At 36.5% G+C, this 18,734-nt stretch carries 15 protein-coding genes; 4 read left to right on the top strand and 11 right to left on the bottom strand.

Annotation, left to right across the window (positions count from 1 at the left end; genetic code table 11):
• Window positions 1–253: 253 nt before the first annotated feature.
• Window positions 254–3,139 (top strand): ligand-binding sensor domain-containing protein, encoded by a 2,886-nt coding sequence (locus tag ACKTS5_RS08110; protein ID WP_408043362.1) that lies wholly within the window; start codon window positions 254–256, stop codon window positions 3,137–3,139.
• Window positions 3,140–3,208: 69 nt separating this feature from the next.
• On the opposite strand, the gene ACKTS5_RS08105 is transcribed toward ACKTS5_RS08110, so the two are convergent.
• The 7 genes from ACKTS5_RS08105 to ACKTS5_RS08075 form a co-directional block, all read right to left on the bottom strand.
• The gene (locus ACKTS5_RS08105) at window positions 3,209–3,973 is read right to left on the bottom strand and encodes an MBL fold metallo-hydrolase (protein WP_408043361.1); all 765 of its coding nucleotides are present in this window, start codon (window positions 3,971–3,973) and stop codon (window positions 3,209–3,211) included.
• A 59-nt stretch (window positions 3,974–4,032) separates the two neighbouring features.
• A complete protein-coding gene (locus ACKTS5_RS08100) occupies window positions 4,033–4,629 on the bottom strand; it encodes a Crp/Fnr family transcriptional regulator (protein ID WP_408043360.1) in 597 nt (198 codons plus the stop codon).
• Window positions 4,630–5,157: 528 nt separating this feature from the next.
• Window positions 5,158–6,399 carry a dioxygenase family protein gene (locus ACKTS5_RS08095; RefSeq protein ID WP_408043359.1) on the bottom strand — a complete coding sequence of 414 codons (1,242 nt, stop codon included), beginning with the start codon at window positions 6,397–6,399 and terminating at the stop codon, window positions 5,158–5,160.
• 72 nt (window positions 6,400–6,471) lie between these two features.
• Window positions 6,472–7,311, bottom strand: a complete 840-nt coding sequence (locus ACKTS5_RS08090) for a LytR/AlgR family response regulator transcription factor (RefSeq protein ID WP_408043358.1) — start codon at window positions 7,309–7,311, stop codon at window positions 6,472–6,474.
• 54 nt (window positions 7,312–7,365) lie between these two features.
• Entirely contained in the window at window positions 7,366–8,079 is a 714-nt protein-coding gene (locus ACKTS5_RS08085) for a DUF6090 family protein (protein WP_408043357.1), read from the bottom strand.
• A 348-nt stretch (window positions 8,080–8,427) separates the two neighbouring features.
• Window positions 8,428–8,841 carry an immunity 22 family protein gene (locus tag ACKTS5_RS08080; protein ID WP_408043356.1) on the bottom strand — a complete coding sequence of 138 codons (414 nt, stop codon included), beginning with the start codon at window positions 8,839–8,841 and terminating at the stop codon, window positions 8,428–8,430.
• An 841-nt stretch (window positions 8,842–9,682) separates the two neighbouring features.
• Window positions 9,683–10,405, bottom strand: coding sequence for an HNH endonuclease (locus ACKTS5_RS08075; protein WP_408043355.1), 723 nt, complete (start codon window positions 10,403–10,405; stop codon window positions 9,683–9,685).
• A gap of 384 nt (window positions 10,406–10,789) precedes the next feature.
• Here ACKTS5_RS08075 and ACKTS5_RS08070 point away from each other — a divergent pair, with 384 nt between their 5' ends.
• From ACKTS5_RS08070 to ACKTS5_RS08060, 3 genes are all read left to right on the top strand, one after another.
• Window positions 10,790–11,821 carry a hypothetical protein gene (locus ACKTS5_RS08070; RefSeq protein WP_408043354.1) on the top strand — a complete coding sequence of 344 codons (1,032 nt, stop codon included), beginning with the start codon at window positions 10,790–10,792 and terminating at the stop codon, window positions 11,819–11,821.
• 10 nt (window positions 11,822–11,831) lie between these two features.
• Window positions 11,832–12,245 carry a hypothetical protein gene (locus tag ACKTS5_RS08065; protein ID WP_408043353.1) on the top strand — a complete coding sequence of 138 codons (414 nt, stop codon included), beginning with the start codon at window positions 11,832–11,834 and terminating at the stop codon, window positions 12,243–12,245.
• 92 nt (window positions 12,246–12,337) lie between these two features.
• A complete protein-coding gene (locus ACKTS5_RS08060; protein ID WP_408043352.1) occupies window positions 12,338–13,561 on the top strand; it encodes a hypothetical protein in 1,224 nt (407 codons plus the stop codon).
• Here ACKTS5_RS08060 and ACKTS5_RS08055 read toward each other — a convergent pair.
• The 4 genes from ACKTS5_RS08055 to ACKTS5_RS08040 are packed head-to-tail and all read right to left on the bottom strand — an operon-like array spanning window position 13,548 to window position 18,732.
• Window positions 13,548–14,960, bottom strand: coding sequence for an MFS transporter (locus tag ACKTS5_RS08055; protein WP_408043351.1), 1,413 nt, complete (start codon window positions 14,958–14,960; stop codon window positions 13,548–13,550). The genes ACKTS5_RS08060 and ACKTS5_RS08055 overlap by 14 nt on opposite strands.
• Window positions 14,950–16,464, bottom strand: coding sequence for a glycoside hydrolase family 30 protein (locus ACKTS5_RS08050; RefSeq protein ID WP_408043350.1), 1,515 nt, complete (start codon window positions 16,462–16,464; stop codon window positions 14,950–14,952). Before ACKTS5_RS08050 ends, ACKTS5_RS08055 begins: the two co-directional genes overlap by 11 nt.
• Window positions 16,461–17,468 carry a glycoside hydrolase family 2 TIM barrel-domain containing protein gene (locus ACKTS5_RS08045; RefSeq protein WP_408043349.1) on the bottom strand — a complete coding sequence of 336 codons (1,008 nt, stop codon included), beginning with the start codon at window positions 17,466–17,468 and terminating at the stop codon, window positions 16,461–16,463. The genes ACKTS5_RS08050 and ACKTS5_RS08045 overlap by 4 nt, the downstream gene beginning before the upstream one ends.
• Window positions 17,461–18,732, bottom strand: coding sequence for a glycoside hydrolase family 17 protein (locus tag ACKTS5_RS08040; protein WP_408043348.1), 1,272 nt, complete (start codon window positions 18,730–18,732; stop codon window positions 17,461–17,463). The genes ACKTS5_RS08045 and ACKTS5_RS08040 overlap by 8 nt, the downstream gene beginning before the upstream one ends.
• Window positions 18,733–18,734: the final 2 nt, after the last annotated feature.

Raw genomic sequence — 18,734 nt, 5'->3', positions numbered from 1 at the left:
TTATGATTCTAAATGCCATTAGTATAAACTCGCATTTACAATTCACAAATCAAAGTTAGTTAAGCTCGTTTATCTCGACAAATAAACACTGTATACATTACATATACAACCCATACACAACACCTAGAAAAACAACACATTAACCTAAAACAACAGCAACCGTAAATTTCATTTTCTGGGCTGCAAAAAAAGTAGTAACTTACACAAAGGTAGTATCTTTGCATCCCTTTGATTTACTAATTTATGATGCTTTATGTCATATAATTTCCATATAAATATCAAGAATTCCCATTCTTTTTTTGGCTGCTTTTTACTCATACTGCTATGCACTAATGTTTGGGCACAGAAATCGATTACTCCTGAATGGCTCACCATTGAGAATGGCCTGTCGCAAGGATTCATTTCCGCAATGCACCAAGATGCTAATGGCTTTTTGTGGTTTGGAACTAAAGCTGGCCTCAACCGATACGATGGAAGGCATTTTAAGCATTTTCGAGATTCTAATATTGATATTACCAACCTTCAAAACGAACAAATACGAAGTATTACCGGAAGTACCGATTTTTTATTGATTGGAACGGAAGGCGACCTATATCTTTACCTGCCAAAATACGACTCATTTTACCCTTTTAAGTTAAAGTTTGGAATTGGAGATATCTTTAAAGTAGACGACACCACCTTTTGGGTGGCTGACACCGCTTTAGGACTTCATAAACTTAGCTTAACACAAAAAGGCAATTTAATAGGTGAGAATGCTATTAGCAGTTTTTCTATTGAGAAACTTATAGGAGCTTCTGTTAATCCTTATTTCAAACTTAGGCCTTTTAAAAATACTATGGTGCTCTTCCGACAAGTAGGTGATCATAAAGAATTGCAATTGTTCAATGTATCTAATGAGCAATTTCAAGCGCTACCACCATTGTTCGAATATCCCATTCCGTCAGAAATGAAAATAGGCTATGCGGTTCTTGAAAATTGTATTATTGCTTATACAGATTCCGCTATTTACCTGTGGAAAGCATCTCGATGGCAAAAAATTCCAATTCCCTATAAAATCAACAATGCCCTTGGACTCCCTAAAGCTAAAAAGCTCTTGCTTAGCACCAATGATCGTTACCTATTGTTCGATATTACTTCGGTGCAAACTGGCCAATTTCAACCTCAACAAGCAGAGCATTCCATCCTTACCCCAAAAACAGGATTTTACAATGTACTGGAAGATAACTCAGGAAATATTTGGATTGGAACGACAGGTTATGGCATCATGAAACTAAACCAGCGAAAAATGGCTATTCAGCATCATTTTGAAGGTGTTTCTATCTATGCTAAGCCTTTTGTTTCGCAATCAGGGACCGTTTTTATTTACAATCCAATGAACGAATCCAAACTCATTGTTCCTGGAAATAATAAAAGAGAAGTTCAAAAAATCAAATCCTTTGCTAAAAATCATCGGGAACTCCTCTTTCTTCAAAACACAACAAATAACGAATTATGGTCAGCGACCATCACGCCTACCCTAATTGAATTATACAGAGAATCTGCTACTGGGTTTACCCCGTTTTTAAAGATTCCGATAGATTTTCAGTACCACATACGATTGTTCGCTTTTACACCTGACCACCAAGAACTCGTTCTTGCCCTTGGGACAAAGATCATTGTGATAAATATGCTCCAAAAAAAATGGATTCAATACGACCACGGTTTGGCCTACGACTGGCTTTGTTTAACTCTAAGTTCTCCATCGACAATTTGGCTGGGCGCTGACCAAGGTCTGCTAGCCATTCAAAGAAACCAGCAAACATTCACCCATAAAGTATATACTCGAAAAAATACGGTACTCACCAACAATAAAATTAGTGCCATTCATCGCGATACGAACTCACCTACTCAGCTCTGGATTGGTACTAAGGGAGGAGGATTGTACAATTTTGATACAGAAAAAGAGAGTTTTACCAAAATAAACACTACCCCTGAATTTCCAGATGCTACGATTTACGGCATCCTTGAGGATACAGAAAATTTCTTGTGGCTCAGTAGTAACAACGGACTTATTAGGTATGACAAGGTAACACAACAGTATAAACATTTTACCAAAAACGACGGATTACAAGGCAATGAATTCAATACTTTTGCCTATGCACAAAATAAAAAAGGGCAACTATATTTTGGTGGAACGAACGGGCTGAATAGTTTTCATCCAAAAGACGTAAAAGACAATACTACGCTCCCCAAAGCTATGATAACTGATATAGCCATCAACAATATCAAATTACACGACAGTATCGCTCCTGAATACCTGCAAAACTTGCAGCTCGAATACCGTGAAAACAGTCTGAGTTTTTCCTTTGCTGCCACTGAATATACTGCTCCTTTCAAAAATACTTTTAGTTACTATTTAGAAGGTTCTGAACAGCCTTGGGTCCATACCACCACCGACAATCGAGCCAATTATCTGAATATTGCTCCTGGCGTCTATCATTTAAAATTAAAAACAGCAAATAGCGATGGATTGTGGAATGAACATTTCACGAGTTTAGCTATCAACATTCGACCTCCGTGGTATCAAACCTACTGGGCATACGGCCTATATCTACTGCTCATGGGCACCAGTGTGATTAGCATTGTTAAAATCCGAGAACAACGGATTAACAATAAACGAGAAAAAGAAAAAATCCAACTAGAAAACCAACTTCTAGAATCCAAAATAGCCAACAAGCAAAAGGATCTTGTTGATCTCGCCAATTCTATCACGGAAAACATAAAATGGCGAGACTATTTGATTCAAAATTTAAAGAAAATACAAGGTGCCAAAGGGCAAACCAAAAATAAATATTACAACGAACTCATCAATGAAATAAAAACAAAAACTTCTATAGAAAACAACCGAGTTGCCTACCAACAAAAGATAGATGTACTAAATAATGAGTTTTATGACAATCTATTAGAAAAATATCCGAAACTTTCTAAAAATGAATTAAAGTTGTGTTCGTTGATTAAACTGGATTTTACCTCGAAAGAAATTGCCATGATTCAAGGAATCGAAGTTCGGTCGGTATACATTAGCAGAAGTAGGCTTCGAAAAAAAATGAAACTGTCGCCCGAAGTTGATTTGGTGGCCTTACTAAAAAAAATAAGTTAGTACTCCAACAGAGTCGTCGTACTAACTTTCAACTTCTTACTATAAATAAGTAATGTATTCGGTTTCCTATCAAAACTCTCTCATCGCTCCATCTTCTGGAATCCAAACCTTGTGTGCCATTCCTTTACTGGTAATCATTGCACTTAAATCAGTTCTTTTAGTAGGGCAGTGATTCACGGCCTCCATATGATTTGCGATCACCATGCCAGGAGCAACCCTTATAAAACGGAGTACATCATCAGTCGTCATTAAAAGTGGCTTAAAAATATCAAATTGTGCGGAACCTGCGGCTACTACGCTAATATCAGGACGGTAGGAAGTAAGAACTTTATCTACATCCTCGGTATAAATGGTATCCGAACTCAAATATACTGTTGGCTGGCCTGGAAAACGAAGAAAGAACCCCATTACATTTCCTGCAGGTTTGGCTACAAAGCCATATCCATGACGAGCAGGAATACCTTCAACAGTCCCCGATAACAATGCTGTCTTTTCCCAGTAACGGACTGTAGTAAACACCTGCAATCCTCTTTTTTTCAGTTCTTTTTCATCCTTAACACTACAAATCACAGGAATCTGCTTATCACGTATAAAGGTTTCTCCTTGAGCATCTAAATGATCTGGATGCAAATGTGTAATAAGACAATGTGTAACTCTGTTTAAAGTATCATTACAAATCTCAGGGAGCGCTACTATAGGATTTCGTTTTGCCCGAAAACGAAAAAAAGAAAAGGGTGGCAAACTGCCCTTAGCTCCCAACATAGGATCAATTAATAATACGATATCTTCAAATTCCACTACCATGGTTGCGTTTCTAAAATGTTGTATTTTCATGTGTTTAACTATTAAAACACAAAATTCAAAACTCTGCGCAACACCTGCATTGATTCAAATCAAGAAATCCGTTTTCGTATTCTGCTCAATGTTTCTGGTGTAATATTTAAATACGAAGCTATGTGATACTGTGGTATGGTTTCTAACCAATGAGTTTTATACATCATTAGTTCTTTGTACAGATCTTCAGGTGATTTTGTAACGCGATTGTACTCCAAGAGCTCTTTCTGCTTCAGGAGTTTTTGAAATGACAGCTCAATAAATGAATTACCACATTGGTATTTTGCGAGCAATTTTCGGAAATCTGCTTTACCGACCACTAAATATTGGATATCAGAAAGGGCTTCCTGTTGTTTAATTGTAGGGGTATCTAAAGTAAAAGAAGTCAGATCTGAAATGAACTGGGGCCGGGTATAGAAATTAATATTGGTTTCTTTTTCGGAGGTACTGTAGTATTCACGAACCTGCCCTTGGTACAAAAAGCGAAGATGTTGTTCTTCCTTCCCTACCGTTAGCAAAGATGTCCCTTTTTTTACAGTTTTGGATTCAAAAAGTGCGAATAACGCTTCTAACCCATGCTTATTCAAAGGATATTCAGTTTCAAAAAAGGTGGCCAGCGTTTGGATGGGAGTATTCATTCCATAAAAGTAGTGCATTCTATTTTATTTCCCTTCTCTGTTCATGAAATTAAAACGAAATTCCACTATAAAAATATGGATATAATTTAACGAAATTGTTCTTTTTCAGTTTTTAGAGGTTTTAAAAACTTACTATTTTAATTCATTCATTTTAATTATTTTTACATCTATGAAAAAGATTTTTTTAGCTCCTACGCTTTTATTTTTTAACCACACTTTATTTATAAAATCATGGAATGGTTACTAGAGTTGGTTATAGATTTTCTTTCAACCACTAAAAATGGTTGGAAGATTTTTTTACTGTTGTTCATCATTATTATCATTTGTTCTGTTATATTTTAATAACAATTATCTAATATAGAGAATGAAAAAACACCTTAAACAAGGTGTTTTGTAAAACGTAGTATCTTTCGATATGGTGTTGTACATCCGCTGTAACGAGTACTGATTTTACCATTCTTAGTATATAATACATGATACAAGAAACAGATCGAATGAGTAGTCAAAACACTATTTGCTATCAATCTTTTTATGTACTCCCCTTCTTTAATGGTATTTCGGTTCAGGAAGGTTAAAATATTTACTTTTCGTATTGTCTAAGGTTTTAGAAATGCGTTTGTAATTTTCTTCAATTGGTTCTAGGTCGACAAATTTATCAACCATTGTTCTATGCCTGTAAATAATAAATGTATTTTTTACTTCTTGATTGATCCTGTTTAATTTTATTTCACTCTCTATGTCATGAAATGATGGAACAAATGTCAATGCAGTATGTTCTAATTGTAGTTCATTCCCGAGTTCTTCCAGCACTTTTTTTCTATTCCTTTTGCTATAATCAACGCTATTGCCATATACAAAATAGACTTTCAAATAATAACTTCTACGTACACTTTCCGATTCTAAGAAAAATAACCATTTTTTAATTTTATCCCAATTAGGCTTATTGCCTACAAAATACAATATTCCTTGAAATCTACCGTATTTACATACCGGGCAAGTTGTAGTTCCTTTGTCTGGTCCAAATGCATGGTATGGAGAAAAAGAAGGGATTTCTTCACCGATTTCAAGTCCTGATTTCAGTTTATTCGAATTATCCTTTGGGTAATTAGGAATATTAAGTCCTAAGACAATATTGTGTTCTGCGATTTGCATAGCTCCATCTATTAAAACCCTCAAAATTCCACTTCCGCCTCGATTTTTAAATTGTTCTCTTTTTTTCCTTGTTAACAATCTGTCATCCGAAAAAACAAAGCTATCGATGTAATATTCGTCATCAATATTCGGTTCTTTGATCGCTATATGAATATGAGCAGGTGCATCTCGATTGGGATAAGGACTTGGACGAATTGTATAAATTGAATAGTTTCCGTTTTCATCAGTTTTTACCCAACCTCGAATATGTCCATGTCTTTTTGCTCTTTCATCCATTCCTACCTTTGGAGAATAATACCCGTTGTTGTCGGTTTGCCAATAATAGATAATTACGTTTGGTGCAGGAATTTTACCCCCGAGTTTATAAACTGTACCCGTTACGAGGAGTTTCTGACCTTTTTCAGTCCAACCAGCACTTGTGTCTCTTGCGGTAATGTTTTTCGGCATCCCCACATACATTAATTCGCAACCATCACAGCCACCTCCAACAAGTTTTTTCTTTTTAGCAAATACTTTTGTCTGTGAAATAGTATTGGTTTGTCCTTTGCAGCTTGTGAAATTCCCTACCAGAGTAACCAAGAAGATGAGATAGCATAGTTTCTTTAAAAATTGAAATTGCATTTTTTTTAAATCCATAATTAATTGTTTTGAATCAAAACTAATGTTGGATATACTCAAAAAGAAATTACATGTTTCAAGACGTGGAGTTTATGTGCTAACCTGATGAGTGTTTTTAAACATACTCTTAAAATTGGCAGCATAAGTTCTGCTCAATCTTAATTCAATACCATTTTTTAACAAGATATCGTAATCACCATTTAGTCGGGATTTTAACGAAACCACTTTGTCCATATTCACGATGGTAGATCTATGTACTCTAACAAACATGCTGTTATCCAACTGGGTTGAAATTGATTTCAGTGTTTCTGTATGAAGATATTTCTTATCCTCAAGTTGGATTGAAATATAAGGTGTTTCCGCAGTAATTCTATAAATGTCGTTAACTTCTAAAATTGTTCTTTTTTTTCCATTGGCAATGACTATTTTTTGGGTACCTATCTTATTGTTTAACGTTACTTTTTCAGGAATTTTATTTGACAGGTACTTGTGAATAAAAACAAAAGCAGCGTAAACTATGACAAGTTTGTAAAAATCGTTTGCCAGTGTGTAGCTTACTATCTTGTAAATGCTATAGCTACCATTAAAGAAAATAATTGAACACAATGAAAACACCAACGTAAGAACTATCAAGTGTATTGCAATGGATAGTACTATTAAAGATACCTTTTTACTAAAGGAGTCAATTTTTTGATTACTCAAGATTCTTTTTATGAGCGCTAACTGTGGAATAAAAAGAAACCAAACTGTTTTAAATAAAATAGATTCACTAAGATAAAATGAATAACCATTTCTTTGGGACTCTAAAAAGTCTTGAAATACCGCTAAGGAAACAATTGAAAGAACGATTACTATTAGTTGTGGAAGATTCTTATAAGTACCACCTGAAAATCGATATATAGTTTTTTTATGTAGTGTTGTTTGTGTCATAATTCTATTTTTCAGGGTTCCACAAAGTTTATGATACCTATTTGTCAGTATTGACTACTTTAGTAGTTCCTTTTCGATGTTCAATTCAAGTTTTTCCATTTCCTTTAAAATCAACCGATACCTGCCAAGTTTAAATTTCCGATTATTTCGAATCCGCCATAAGAAGCTCAGAATTTCTTGTTTTTCAGCTACAGACAATGTGCTAATTCCATGTATTCCTTTTAAATCATCGTTAGCATCAAATTCCATAAACGGATAAATAAATTGATTAATTCTAGCAAAATAATTTGAGTAGGAGTTCATTTCTGGTACTTCAAACTCCAAACTTTCAATTATCGTGTAATAGTAATCATAGAGTGAGATAATTTGTATGCGCAGCGAATCATTTTCAATTGTTTTTAGGTTGTTTGCTTTTAATGATTCATAGGCCGACCGGTTTACAATCGGAATATAATCTCTAAAAAGTGCTGTGTAATAAAAAGCTACTGAATCTTGGTTAATTTCTTTTCCCTTTAGCAAGTCTCTAAACATAGCATCTGCTTTTAAACTCAACGTGTTTCCCTGAATATTTTGTTTAAAATCGTGTTCATCAATTTTTAAACTGTTTTTTATCTCAGAGAGGATTTTGAGTTCAGAGTGTGTGCTTATCCTATTTTCATTCCAGCTATTTAAGCTAAAAGCCGAAATTACAGCAATAAAGATTGACAAAAACTCAAGTCCAAATTTTTGCCAATTTTTAGAGTTTACTATTCTAAATTTCTTTTTCAAAATATAATTATCAATTAATTGTAAAACCAACATCAGTTGTATCCGTTGGTACTAATATATCACCCGATAAGACGAATACAACCAACTTTTCTTGAATGTACACCTTAATTTTTCACTGAAATACGCTCGGAGTACCAATGCTTTTGAGAAAGCAAAAAACAGTTCCAATTTGTTTTCTTTCCTATTCTTATTTTTCAGTTCCTACATACCAACTTAACAGTTTTGTGTCCTGCTAGTTGTATATTCGCGAAACTAATTTACTAAAAGTGAACTAGCCTGAATAATTTTCGTCGGAAATTCTGAGTAGCCCCACAACGGGCAATTAATCAAGCATCTTGCTAACCAACCTTATTTCGGTTCATACTCTTTTCGAAAAACAAATTCAATGGGTTTGTTACTCACTTTCGCTCCATTATATTCAAACAACATTTCGTTTGTTGGGTACGCTCCTTTTTCTCCAAATAAGAATGAAATTGTATTTCGCTTTGTTAAGTCTCTATTTTTTAATTCCGCTATAAGTTCATCGAAAAAGTACTCAGCGTCGAGTAGGTCTTCTTTATATTCAATCAGTTTATTTAATTCCAAGTTATCAAACCACCAACTCTCCATAAAATCCTCATCGTAATCCCCTATCCCCGCATCTTTTGCGAATTTAGATTCAGAATTGTCGTCGTTCTCATAGTCAATATTTAGATAGTCTTCATACAGTTTATCTTCTGATTCAAAAGTTCCAATCCAAACGCAAATTACTTTTTTTGTCATCAATTTTTTTTTAAGGTATAACTACGGTTATACATTCACAAATATAGAACTTATCCCTATAAAATTTCTTGGGTAGCCACGTAAAACAGTTTTATGAGTCATAAACACTTCTTCCCAACGAATACGTATAAGATCGTTTAACAATTTTTGGGTACCATAAACACAGTACGGGACTTCTTTCTGGAGTTCCCTCATAAATACAATAAAAGACCTCCTTAACTAAGCACTTAGCCCCATCCGCTTGGCTATTTACATTTTAGGCAAAATGATCGGTATAAGCAATTGTACTAATTTTCAATTTTTTCAAATTCATTATAATTTTCAGAAAATTGGTATTGAATGTACTTCGCAAATTCTCCAGTTTTTAATTGTTTAACATCAGATCTTAAAAAAGGCTTAATATTTCTTTCTAACTCTTATTTCTAAGCTCCTAAACACCAACTTAACAAACTCATAACATGTTAGTTGCTAGTTCAAACACAATCTTTTAAGCTGAACTAGCACATAAAAAAACTCTTCTTAATCTTTAAATAAATTTAGTTCTTATTAGGATTTAAAATTCAACTGTTAATCATAAATTTGTGGGTTATTACCTTAACAATTAAATGTGTAATATAAGTTGCTTTCCACATCAATCATATTCTCTTGGACAATTATTCATCTCTAATGTTTTCTTCATTGATTAAAGAATTTCTCCTCTTTTTTTCAATATTCATTTTTAAGTTATCAGATAACCAGTTTACTTTTAAATTCAATAGTATTTAAGCGTCAAAATTAGCAAATTCAAACGCATTCAGGATACTAGAGAATGTTCGTTCGCAAACAAATTTCGACGGCGAATTTAAACGGTGTTACCTATTTTCATTTTCAATTCATCAATACTTAAAGTATCAATTGTTCTGTGTAACATTCTATGACAATTTGAACACACAAGTGCCAAATCTTTTAATTTAGTTTTTGTTTCACCATTTATTTCAGATAAGGGTATTCTGTGATGTGACTCAATAAATCCCTTTCCTAATTCCCCATAAGTTTCATAAAAGTCAAATCCACAAACCTCGCAATCCAATTTACCATACTTTTCAAAATATTGATCTTTCTTTCTTTGATTTAGTCCAAAATTTCTTTCTCTTAGTTTATGTAGTTTATAAATTACTTTTCCTTCTTTAGCAGTATAATCTTGATCATCTGATAATTCATAAAGTTTTTCGTTTATACTTTCATTAGAAACAGTGCTTTTTATTTGATTCGCGATAGATTTAAGTTCATCATTTTTCCCTTTAAACTCAAAGAATATTTCTCTATCTCTTTTACTATAACTTGACATTCCTTTTCCATTAAAATCAGGATCAATAGCCTTAAAATTACTGAGCTTTAATCCAACACCATTTGGATTCCTAAACTTAATATCTTCTTTTCTTTCTTTATGAATTGGAAGTTTATTTAGAATCTCAGATAATTCAATAACTTTGGGACTCTTACTTTCCATTTCCTTTGGTTCAATACTGCGATACAAATCAAGCGCAAGTATAATTTCATCTCTTTGCCATCTTGGTGGTCTCATACTTTTTATAATAGTGGTTAACTTATTTATAAATAACACATATCTTTTTGACCCAATTAAACATACCAGGTATACAAAAAATGTTATTTCCCAATTATTGATTGGTGCCAAATATACAGATATCGATCATCTTATAATTGCGGAAAACCTTACCAAAAGTATCGAAAAACTATAGTTTTGAACAGGCGTTAAACTGCTAAAACATCCCCTTTTAAATAAGCATTTCCCTCCTCTCTTTAAAAATGATGATCACCGATCTTTTCAGCAAATCCCAAACCGCACCTAACCCACTACTCATCAACCCACTAATCACGTCATTTTTCTCCACAAAACATTCCACACCTCGTTAATTTTATGTATTTTTATCCTACTAATTAAACGCATATGAAAACAGCTATGACACTTCCGAATACTCTGAAAAACCTGAGTATTCCCTTTGGCCTATTAGCCCTCGTTATTGGACTTACACAAACCTCTTTTTTTTCGCAGTACCCGAGTCAATTAGCACTAGGAATTAGTGTCGATTTACTCCTACTCATTCCAATACTCTATTTTTTTGCCATTCGAAAAACCGAAATTCCCAATATTACCGTTATCCCTTTTACCGTCGCTAGCCTCCTACTAGGAAGCTATGCCTTGCCGGAACAACATCAGAGCTATCTGGAACTTTTTAAATCGTGGGGATTGCCCGTTATAGAGTTAATTGTCGTAGTTGTCATTTTAGGTAAGGTCCGACAAACCCTCCGTTCCTTTAAACAACATCAAGGAACTTCTATTGATTTCTACGACACCCTACAAAAGAGTTGTCAAGAAGTACTTCCAAAACCAGTGGCCAACGTACTTGCGATGGAAATAGGTATCCTTTATTACGCTTTTGCTACTGGATTTACTAAAAAACTCAACGACAACGAGTTTAGTTCCTATAAAGAAACTGGAAGTATCGCCTTGTATTTGGTAGTACTCCTGATTATCGGTATTGAAACTTTTGTTTTACACGGTTATATGATCGAATGGAACTCAACAATTGCATGGATTATTACCATCGCCAGTTGTTATACTGGGATTCAATTTTTAGGCTATCTAAAATCACTTGTATTTAGCCCTACCACGTTAAGCGACACTGGACTTCATCTAAAATACGGTATGATGAGATCAACCTTTATACCCTACAATACAATTGAAAATATTACACTGTTCAGTAAAGATTTAGAAGAAGACTCTCCTGTAAAGAAGTTATCTATTCTGGGAAGTCTAGAGTCCCATACACTTCGCATTAGCTTGCGTACTGCAACTTCCTTGACCAGTCTTTACGGAATGCATTCAGAGTACAAAGAACTCGTTTTCCACATCGATAAACCAGGTGATTTTATCGAAGCGCTACAGAAAAAAACACATCAATTTACTTTAGAAAAATAATTAAAAAACCTTGAAAATTCTTAAAAAAGCACTTATCGTATTGGTGGTAACAGGTACCATTATGATACTTGGTATCCTCTATTTTTTTATTTCCAATAGCTATGTAATGCCATGGGAACACGACGAAGTACAAGCAATTACGCTGAAATGGGGAGGTTTAGCTCCTCTTCCGAATACTGTAAAACACAAAAGCTTTGAGAAAAAAGGGAGTATGTTTAGCCGACAATTTGTACTCTGCTTTGAATTTACCTCAGAAGACAAGTTGCAGCAATGGATACAACGCTCTAAAAGATTAAAAAACAACGTTCCTTCTGTGAATAAACAGATTAAAACCTACCGTATTTACCCCGGTGAGGAAAAATCATCAGGAGGTACAGTAACCATTGAGCAGAGACGAGTAAGGATTTCTATGAGTTGGAGCTAGCGTCATTGCAGTACACCGACATTAGGTAACCATTACCTTTCCTTACAGTATTTTTTAGCATTTGTGAATTACCAAGACAAAAAATTACAACTATGAAAACAACAATATTTTATGTACTTAGCTTCTTGAGTTTTATTGCTTTGAATGCTTGCAAACCAGAAATACAATTCAAAGAGAGTTCTTATACAAGCCCTTATGATTTCAATCAACAAATTGAAGATCAATTAGCACAGGATAGTTTAGCTTGGAAACATCAAATTGCCGCTGCCAAATACGCTTCTAAGGGTGCCTATCAGAAAGCTCTTTTGGCATGGGACAAGGCTTTTCCTAGGCGTCCTTTTGACTATACCCAAGAAGTTGTTGATTCACTGCAACAACACTTTAAAATTGCCAATGCTACGGAGCAACTGCTCAAAGAAGCAGCACAACACGATATACTCATCATCAATGAAGCTCATCACAATGCCTTGCATCGTAACTATACAAAACGACTCCTTAGCAAACTTAAGAAACTAGGCTATAAACATTTATTTTTAGAGGCTTTGACCAACGGTTCCAAAAAAGATAGTTTATTAGTGTCGCGAGGTTACCCAATACTAACCTCGGGCTGGTACTTAAAAGATCCTCAGTTCGGAAACCTGGTACGAGAAGCCCTCTCCTTAGGATTTAAGGTTTGGCCCTACGAACAAACGACGAATAAAAACGGCAAAGAACGAGAAATTGAACAGGCGAAGAACATACAGCGTATCCTCAAAAAATTCCCCAATGAAAAAGTAGTGATTCACTGTGGTTTTGACCACGTATTTGAAGGAGCCCACCGCAAATGGGAAATGGCTATGGCTGCCCGTTTAAAAGCGTACACTGGTAGCGATCCGTTAACCGTACACCAAGTAGTTTACAGTGAACATGGAAATCCTAAGTTTAATCACCCCTTAGTAAAAAAATTCGCAAAAAACACAGCGGCACTCCTAGTGGATAAGAGTACGCAAAAAGCCATACCGTACCGACGAAGAAATGCCTTTACTGACCTGGCAATCATCCACCCAAAAACAACCTATGTACACCAGCGTCCTTCTTGGTTGTTTTCTGACAAGTATCAAGCTATTCGCATTGAACACTCCAAAAGCCAACTCAGCTATCCCATACTGGTCCATGCGTTTTACAAAAATGAAATGGGCGCTCAGGCCATACCGGTTGATTTGATGGAAATTTCTAATGTCGACACCCCTTGCTTTTTAGCATTACCTAAAGGGACGTATACACTTGTATTATCCTCGGCCACATCGGTGAAAGAAACCACTATTACTGTTCCGTAGTTAATTGTTTGCGTTGTTCTAAAAGTTTTCTCGTTTCCTTTGCTTTCTGTTCTGAAACGGAATAATTCCTCATCAAGAACATGGCGATAAGGGTTCCTGCTATGGGGATGGCTGTAAAAAAGAAACGAAGGCCAGTTATCGCTTGTTCTGTCTGTTCAACAGCTCCAGAATTAAATCCTACAGAGCTCAGCAAAACACCGCTGAGACCTCCTGCAATTGCCAATCCAAACTTCACCATCCACCAATAAATAGCCCCAAAAATTCCTTCCCTTCGTTTGCCTGTTTTTAACTCATCCAAGTCAATGACATCGGCAGTCATGCTCATCATTAAGGTAAACAAACTACCTATTCCGAAGGAAAAAAGAGGAAGTGCGATGATAAATAAATAAGGCTTTCCAGGAACGAAGAGAAACCAAAATAGCAAATAACCAATCAAAGAAATCCCTTGAGAAATAAGAAACGCTTGTTTTTTACCATAAACTCGCGACATTTTGGTCACTATAGGGATCACCAAAAATGTAGTAGCCAAAGCCCCTAGTGAACCAAAAAGCGTTGGCCATATTCCGGCATCACCTGTACTTCCGGCAAATAGGTAATAAACGATAATGAAAAAAGAAAAACTTGCAACGGTATTAAAGGCATTAAAAATAAAAAAGGTAGCGAGGCATAATTTTCTAAAAGGAGCCGAGCCAAAGGCCTCTTTAAATCCATTGACTATTTCTGCAATGCTCGCTTTCAAATTGTGGTAAGTCAACGGAATATACTCTTCATCTACCGTACTATTGGAACGTATAAAAAATGCGGGAATCATTGCAAACACCATACAGGTTAGCCCTACCCAAACGGCCAACTCTCTAACAGCAATATCCGCAGATACAAACCATGTCTGATCGTACATTACCACCCAAAACCAAGGAGCTACTACCCATGCCCATTGGCCAATCCATTGCGCAATGGCCATGATCTGCGTACGTTCGTGAAAATCAGTGCTCATTTCGTACCCCATGGCTACATAAGGAACGCTAAAAACCGTAATTCCAAAATAAAATACCAAAGACCAAAGTAAGAAATATCCAAAATTGTACGATACTCCATTTACGCGATACAATTGCCACATTACTATAAATGACACTCCCATAATAATAGCTCCCAGTAAAACATATTGTCGTCTGCGTCCCCATCTAGATCGGGTATTGTCAGAGATAAACCCCATAATGGGATCGGTTATAGCGTCAAAAATTCTAGGAACGAGAAATAAAATTCCCCACATCCAACCGGGGAAACCCAAATCTTGGATAAGTACTACCACAAAAATGCCCAATACAGCAGGAAACATTTGATTTGCGAGCATTCCTATTCCGAAGGCTACTTTTTCAGTATATGTAACTTTATGACTCATAGCGCTGGTTCGTTTTAATGACAATAGTTTGCAAAGCGTTTTTTGATATCCTGATAACTTGTTCCACTCCTGCTACTTTCAATTGAAATACCTTACTGGTTTGGCTTGGATTAAACACGACCACAGCGAGAGAAGTATCTGGATTCCTAACTGCTGTAACTAACAAATCCGAATCTTGATGTTCCCAATGAATTCGCTTGGCTCCAGGTCGAATAAACTTGCTAAAATGCACCATGATATTGTACAGCGGTGTATAGTACACTTCTCCAGCTTCTGTATCGACGATTACCGGAGCCACACACCAATTTTTAAACCAATTAGGGCCTCCTTGTTTGTTGAGTACCATATTCCAATCAACCCAACCATCAACCCAATTATTTAAACATCCGATGATATCTCTGGCATAACGGTGCACAGGGCTGTATTTTGGATGCCATTCTTTTTGATCTTCTGGAGCCCAATCCCATCCCCAATCAGTTGCTTCTTTCTTCCAGTACCAAGCATCATCTCTCCAATGAGGAACTTCTGAATCGACGCAAGCTTCTGTTTGGATCAAGTATTTATCTGGCGCCTTAACATGCGCTCTTTGCAAGGACTTTTCGAATACTTTAAAGGTACTTTCATACCAATGAATTGCTGTACCGGAAAAGTATTTCGCATTTTCTTGATTCGCATACATGCTTTGAGTCCATTCATCCAATCCCGCTCTGTTTTGATCATATCCCAAAATTTTAATGTGATTCCAACCAGATTTTTCCAGCGTCGGACCTAAGACATCACGAACAAAAGAGGTCATTTCATCAGGACTAAAGTGCATACTCTCCCAATTATTCCCATTGCCATGTGGTTCGTTAACCACCGTTAGCCCCCAAATATCTATTCCTTTCTTTTTGTAGGCATCCAAGTACTTTACAAAGAGTTGTGCATAGGATTCTTGATACTCATCGCGTAATTTACCCCCTACATAGCTGTTATTATCTTTCATCCAAGGTGGTGCTGTCCAAGGAGATGCTATAATTTTAAAACCAGTTTCTGAACTATTTTGTGCATCCAAAATCAGCGGAATCAAATCGTTTAAATCTTCTTTGATACTGAAATGGTCCAGATGCTTATCACCAGCAATGGCAGCATAGCTATAATTGGTTAACGAAAAGTCACAAGACCCCATATGCGTTCTCGTCAAAGAATATTGGGCTCCCTCACTTCCGAAATACGCATTTAGTACCTCTTGCCTTTTATCATCTGAAAGTGCGCTTAAAACTTGTGCCGTAGCTTCTGTAAAGGAACCTCCAATTCCCGTTATCGTTTGATATTCTACTGTTGTATCGACCGTTAACTTAATCTCATACTCCTTGGAGGCAACGGTTTGCACCTGTGTTAATGAATGTCCTCCAGCAGAGGTTTCATACACTGTAACAACGCGTTGCTTCGGTTTGTTGCAAGCGACAAATCCAATCACTGCAAAGCAAAACACCAGCTGGATATATTTTTTCACTGCCATCATTTCGTATACCATTTTTTAAGCGTAAAAAAAACTTCTTTTTTTCTTCTATCGATATCCACAATCCCCCAGAACTCTTCATTAGGAGCACCGTCATAGGGAACTCCGCTGCTATTCGGAGCCCAGCCTCCTCGGTCTTGTTTATCCACATTTCCAGCCTTCCACCAGCCATCGGTAAACGAAAAAAGGGTAAGCCCTATACACGGTTGTTTTGCTTCTAATATCGCTCGTAAAATTTTATCAGTGGCGTCGGCTTGAGCTCGCTCGTTAACACCGGCTTCGTACTGGGCATTTGCTACCGTCATAAAACTATCAGCGCCTGCTTCAGAGATATAAATGGGTTTATCACTAATCCCTTGCCATTCTTCTAAAATACTGCTTGGATTATCCCAGCGATATACGTTCATTCCCCAAATATCCACCGCTTCGCACAAATCAACCACTTGCTTGCTAGGTAAATCTCCATGTGCAGTGGCTACGGGACGATTAGGATCTATGTTGTGAATTTCGAGAGCGGCAGTATTCAATGCTCGATACCAATTCTCTAGCGCATTATCAAACCACTCAGGATGGTAGTTATACTCATTTCCCAGCTCCCAAAATAGAATCGCTTTGTGCGATTTAAATTTGGCTATGTACTCTTTATAAGTACCAGAAGCTATGTCATACTTACCATTTTGTCGATAACCAAACCCCATAATAACCTTAATACCACGGGCATGTAAGGTATCAAGCACCGCCATATCCCCTATGGGCTCATATACTCGAATGGTATTGATCCCTGCCTCTTTCATTAAGGCGATGTCTTGTTCGAGGGTTTCAAAACTTCGAATATTCGTACTTCCTTTGGGTACAGGATGATAGCAAACTCCTCTCACTTGATATGCAGTAGTTCCAATATACAATTGCCCTCCACTCACAGTGACTTTCAGTCCTTCTGAAACCGACGGTTTGCAAGCCATACAAAGCATTAATACTATCCATATCCACAGAGCATTTCTATTCATGATTCGACATTATTTTTAATTCCGTTCTCACTACAGGAGGGACTACCTGATTCAATAAGGTGGCTCTATTTCCTCCATATGTTTTCTCTAATAATTTTCCATTTCGCGACTGCAATGCTGGCCCTACGTTATCCGCCCAGTCCCACAATGCGAATTTCACTTTTCCTTCTTTTGTAAAAAGTCCAAAATAATTCTCAGATCCCAGGGTATTTTCAGCATCCTTCCAGGGTTCATCAAATGCTTCAAAATAAAAGCAACTAATACCTTCCTGTTGCGTCCATGCCCTCATATTTCTGTAATACAATCCAGCCTTATATTCATCCGTCGCTTGTGAACCTCTTGGGCCGTACAGACCATTTGATTGGCTAGACCAGCCCGTTTCACCGATGTGCACTAATTTCTTTATCCCTAAACTCTTCACGTATTTTACGACATTGGCATATTGATATTTAGCATAATTTGTAGCTCTATCCATAACTACTTCGAGTTGTTCTTCTTTGTTCAAACTTTGTTCACTAGGCATTAATCCCCAAAAATCAGGTTTGTAATGCGTGTCATGCATGGGATAGGTATGAAGGGAAATAAAATCGACAGTAGCTATTAATTTTTCCAATGCTACTGTGTGGTATTCACTACTTCCTCCACCCCATGAAGCATAGTTATCACTACTCGTAATCCAAAGGTCCGATGACAAAGCGCCTTGACGTTTTTTTTCCTGTAAAAACTGCACCCATTTCAGCACTATCTCAGGACTCACATAATACGAAGTTGCCCACTTCACCATAGACTCATTCCCAACAGAAATCACCTTAACTATATCCGAATAGTCTTTAGCTAGCCTCATGGCTTCCAATATTTCTTGAGCGTTTCGGTCACTTTCCATATGGTGTATTGGCGTTTTCGATGTCCAAGCATTTTTACAATCTATCCAAGCACCGAGCATAACGTACATTTCAAACTCTTGCTCTTCTTCTTTTAATTCTCGAATCGCTTTCAGTACATTAGCAGCATGTGGCAGGTGCACATTATAGGTTCTGAGTAAACGAATACCAACAGCTTGCAACAATTTCAAATCTTCTTTTATCTCTGCAATTGTGGGTTGTACTGTCCTTGAATTCATCCGATACCCTCCATAACAAATAGCCGGATACTTTGGATTCCCGAGAATTTCAGCTGCAACTGCGCCTCGCGAAGCAGTGTCAACAGTCGCATTTTTACAACTCCCTACACAACAAAACAGCAAACAGAACAACAACCACCTCATAT

The organism is Tenacibaculum litopenaei (genome assembly GCF_964514025.1).
GTDB classification, from domain to species: Bacteria; Bacteroidota; Bacteroidia; order Flavobacteriales; family Flavobacteriaceae; genus Polaribacter; species Polaribacter litopenaei.
Note: the sequence above shows the minus strand (reverse complement) of the source record. Positions and strands in the feature narration are given on the sequence as shown.

Coding starts and splice junctions, on each gene's coding strand:
- ACKTS5_RS08090 (WP_408043358.1), bottom strand. CDS start 7,311: ATGACACAAACAACACTACATAAAAAAACTATATATCGATTTTCAGGT.
- ACKTS5_RS08100 (WP_408043360.1), bottom strand. CDS start 4,629: ATGCACTACTTTTATGGAATGAATACTCCCATCCAAACGCTGGCCACC.
- ACKTS5_RS08060 (WP_408043352.1), top strand. CDS start 12,338: ATGAAAACAACAATATTTTATGTACTTAGCTTCTTGAGTTTTATTGCT.
- ACKTS5_RS08095 (WP_408043359.1), bottom strand. CDS start 6,399: ATGGATTTAAAAAAAATGCAATTTCAATTTTTAAAGAAACTATGCTAT.
- ACKTS5_RS08110 (WP_408043362.1), top strand. CDS start 254: ATGTCATATAATTTCCATATAAATATCAAGAATTCCCATTCTTTTTTT.
- ACKTS5_RS08040 (WP_408043348.1), bottom strand. CDS start 18,732: ATGAGGTGGTTGTTGTTCTGTTTGCTGTTTTGTTGTGTAGGGAGTTGT.
- ACKTS5_RS08075 (WP_408043355.1), bottom strand. CDS start 10,405: ATGAGACCACCAAGATGGCAAAGAGATGAAATTATACTTGCGCTTGAT.
- ACKTS5_RS08055 (WP_408043351.1), bottom strand. CDS start 14,960: ATGAGTCATAAAGTTACATATACTGAAAAAGTAGCCTTCGGAATAGGA.
- ACKTS5_RS08070 (WP_408043354.1), top strand. CDS start 10,790: ATGAAAACAGCTATGACACTTCCGAATACTCTGAAAAACCTGAGTATT.
- ACKTS5_RS08050 (WP_408043350.1), bottom strand. CDS start 16,464: ATGATGGCAGTGAAAAAATATATCCAGCTGGTGTTTTGCTTTGCAGTG.
- ACKTS5_RS08080 (WP_408043356.1), bottom strand. CDS start 8,841: ATGACAAAAAAAGTAATTTGCGTTTGGATTGGAACTTTTGAATCAGAA.
- ACKTS5_RS08045 (WP_408043349.1), bottom strand. CDS start 17,468: ATGAATAGAAATGCTCTGTGGATATGGATAGTATTAATGCTTTGTATG.
- ACKTS5_RS08105 (WP_408043361.1), bottom strand. CDS start 3,973: ATGAAAATACAACATTTTAGAAACGCAACCATGGTAGTGGAATTTGAA.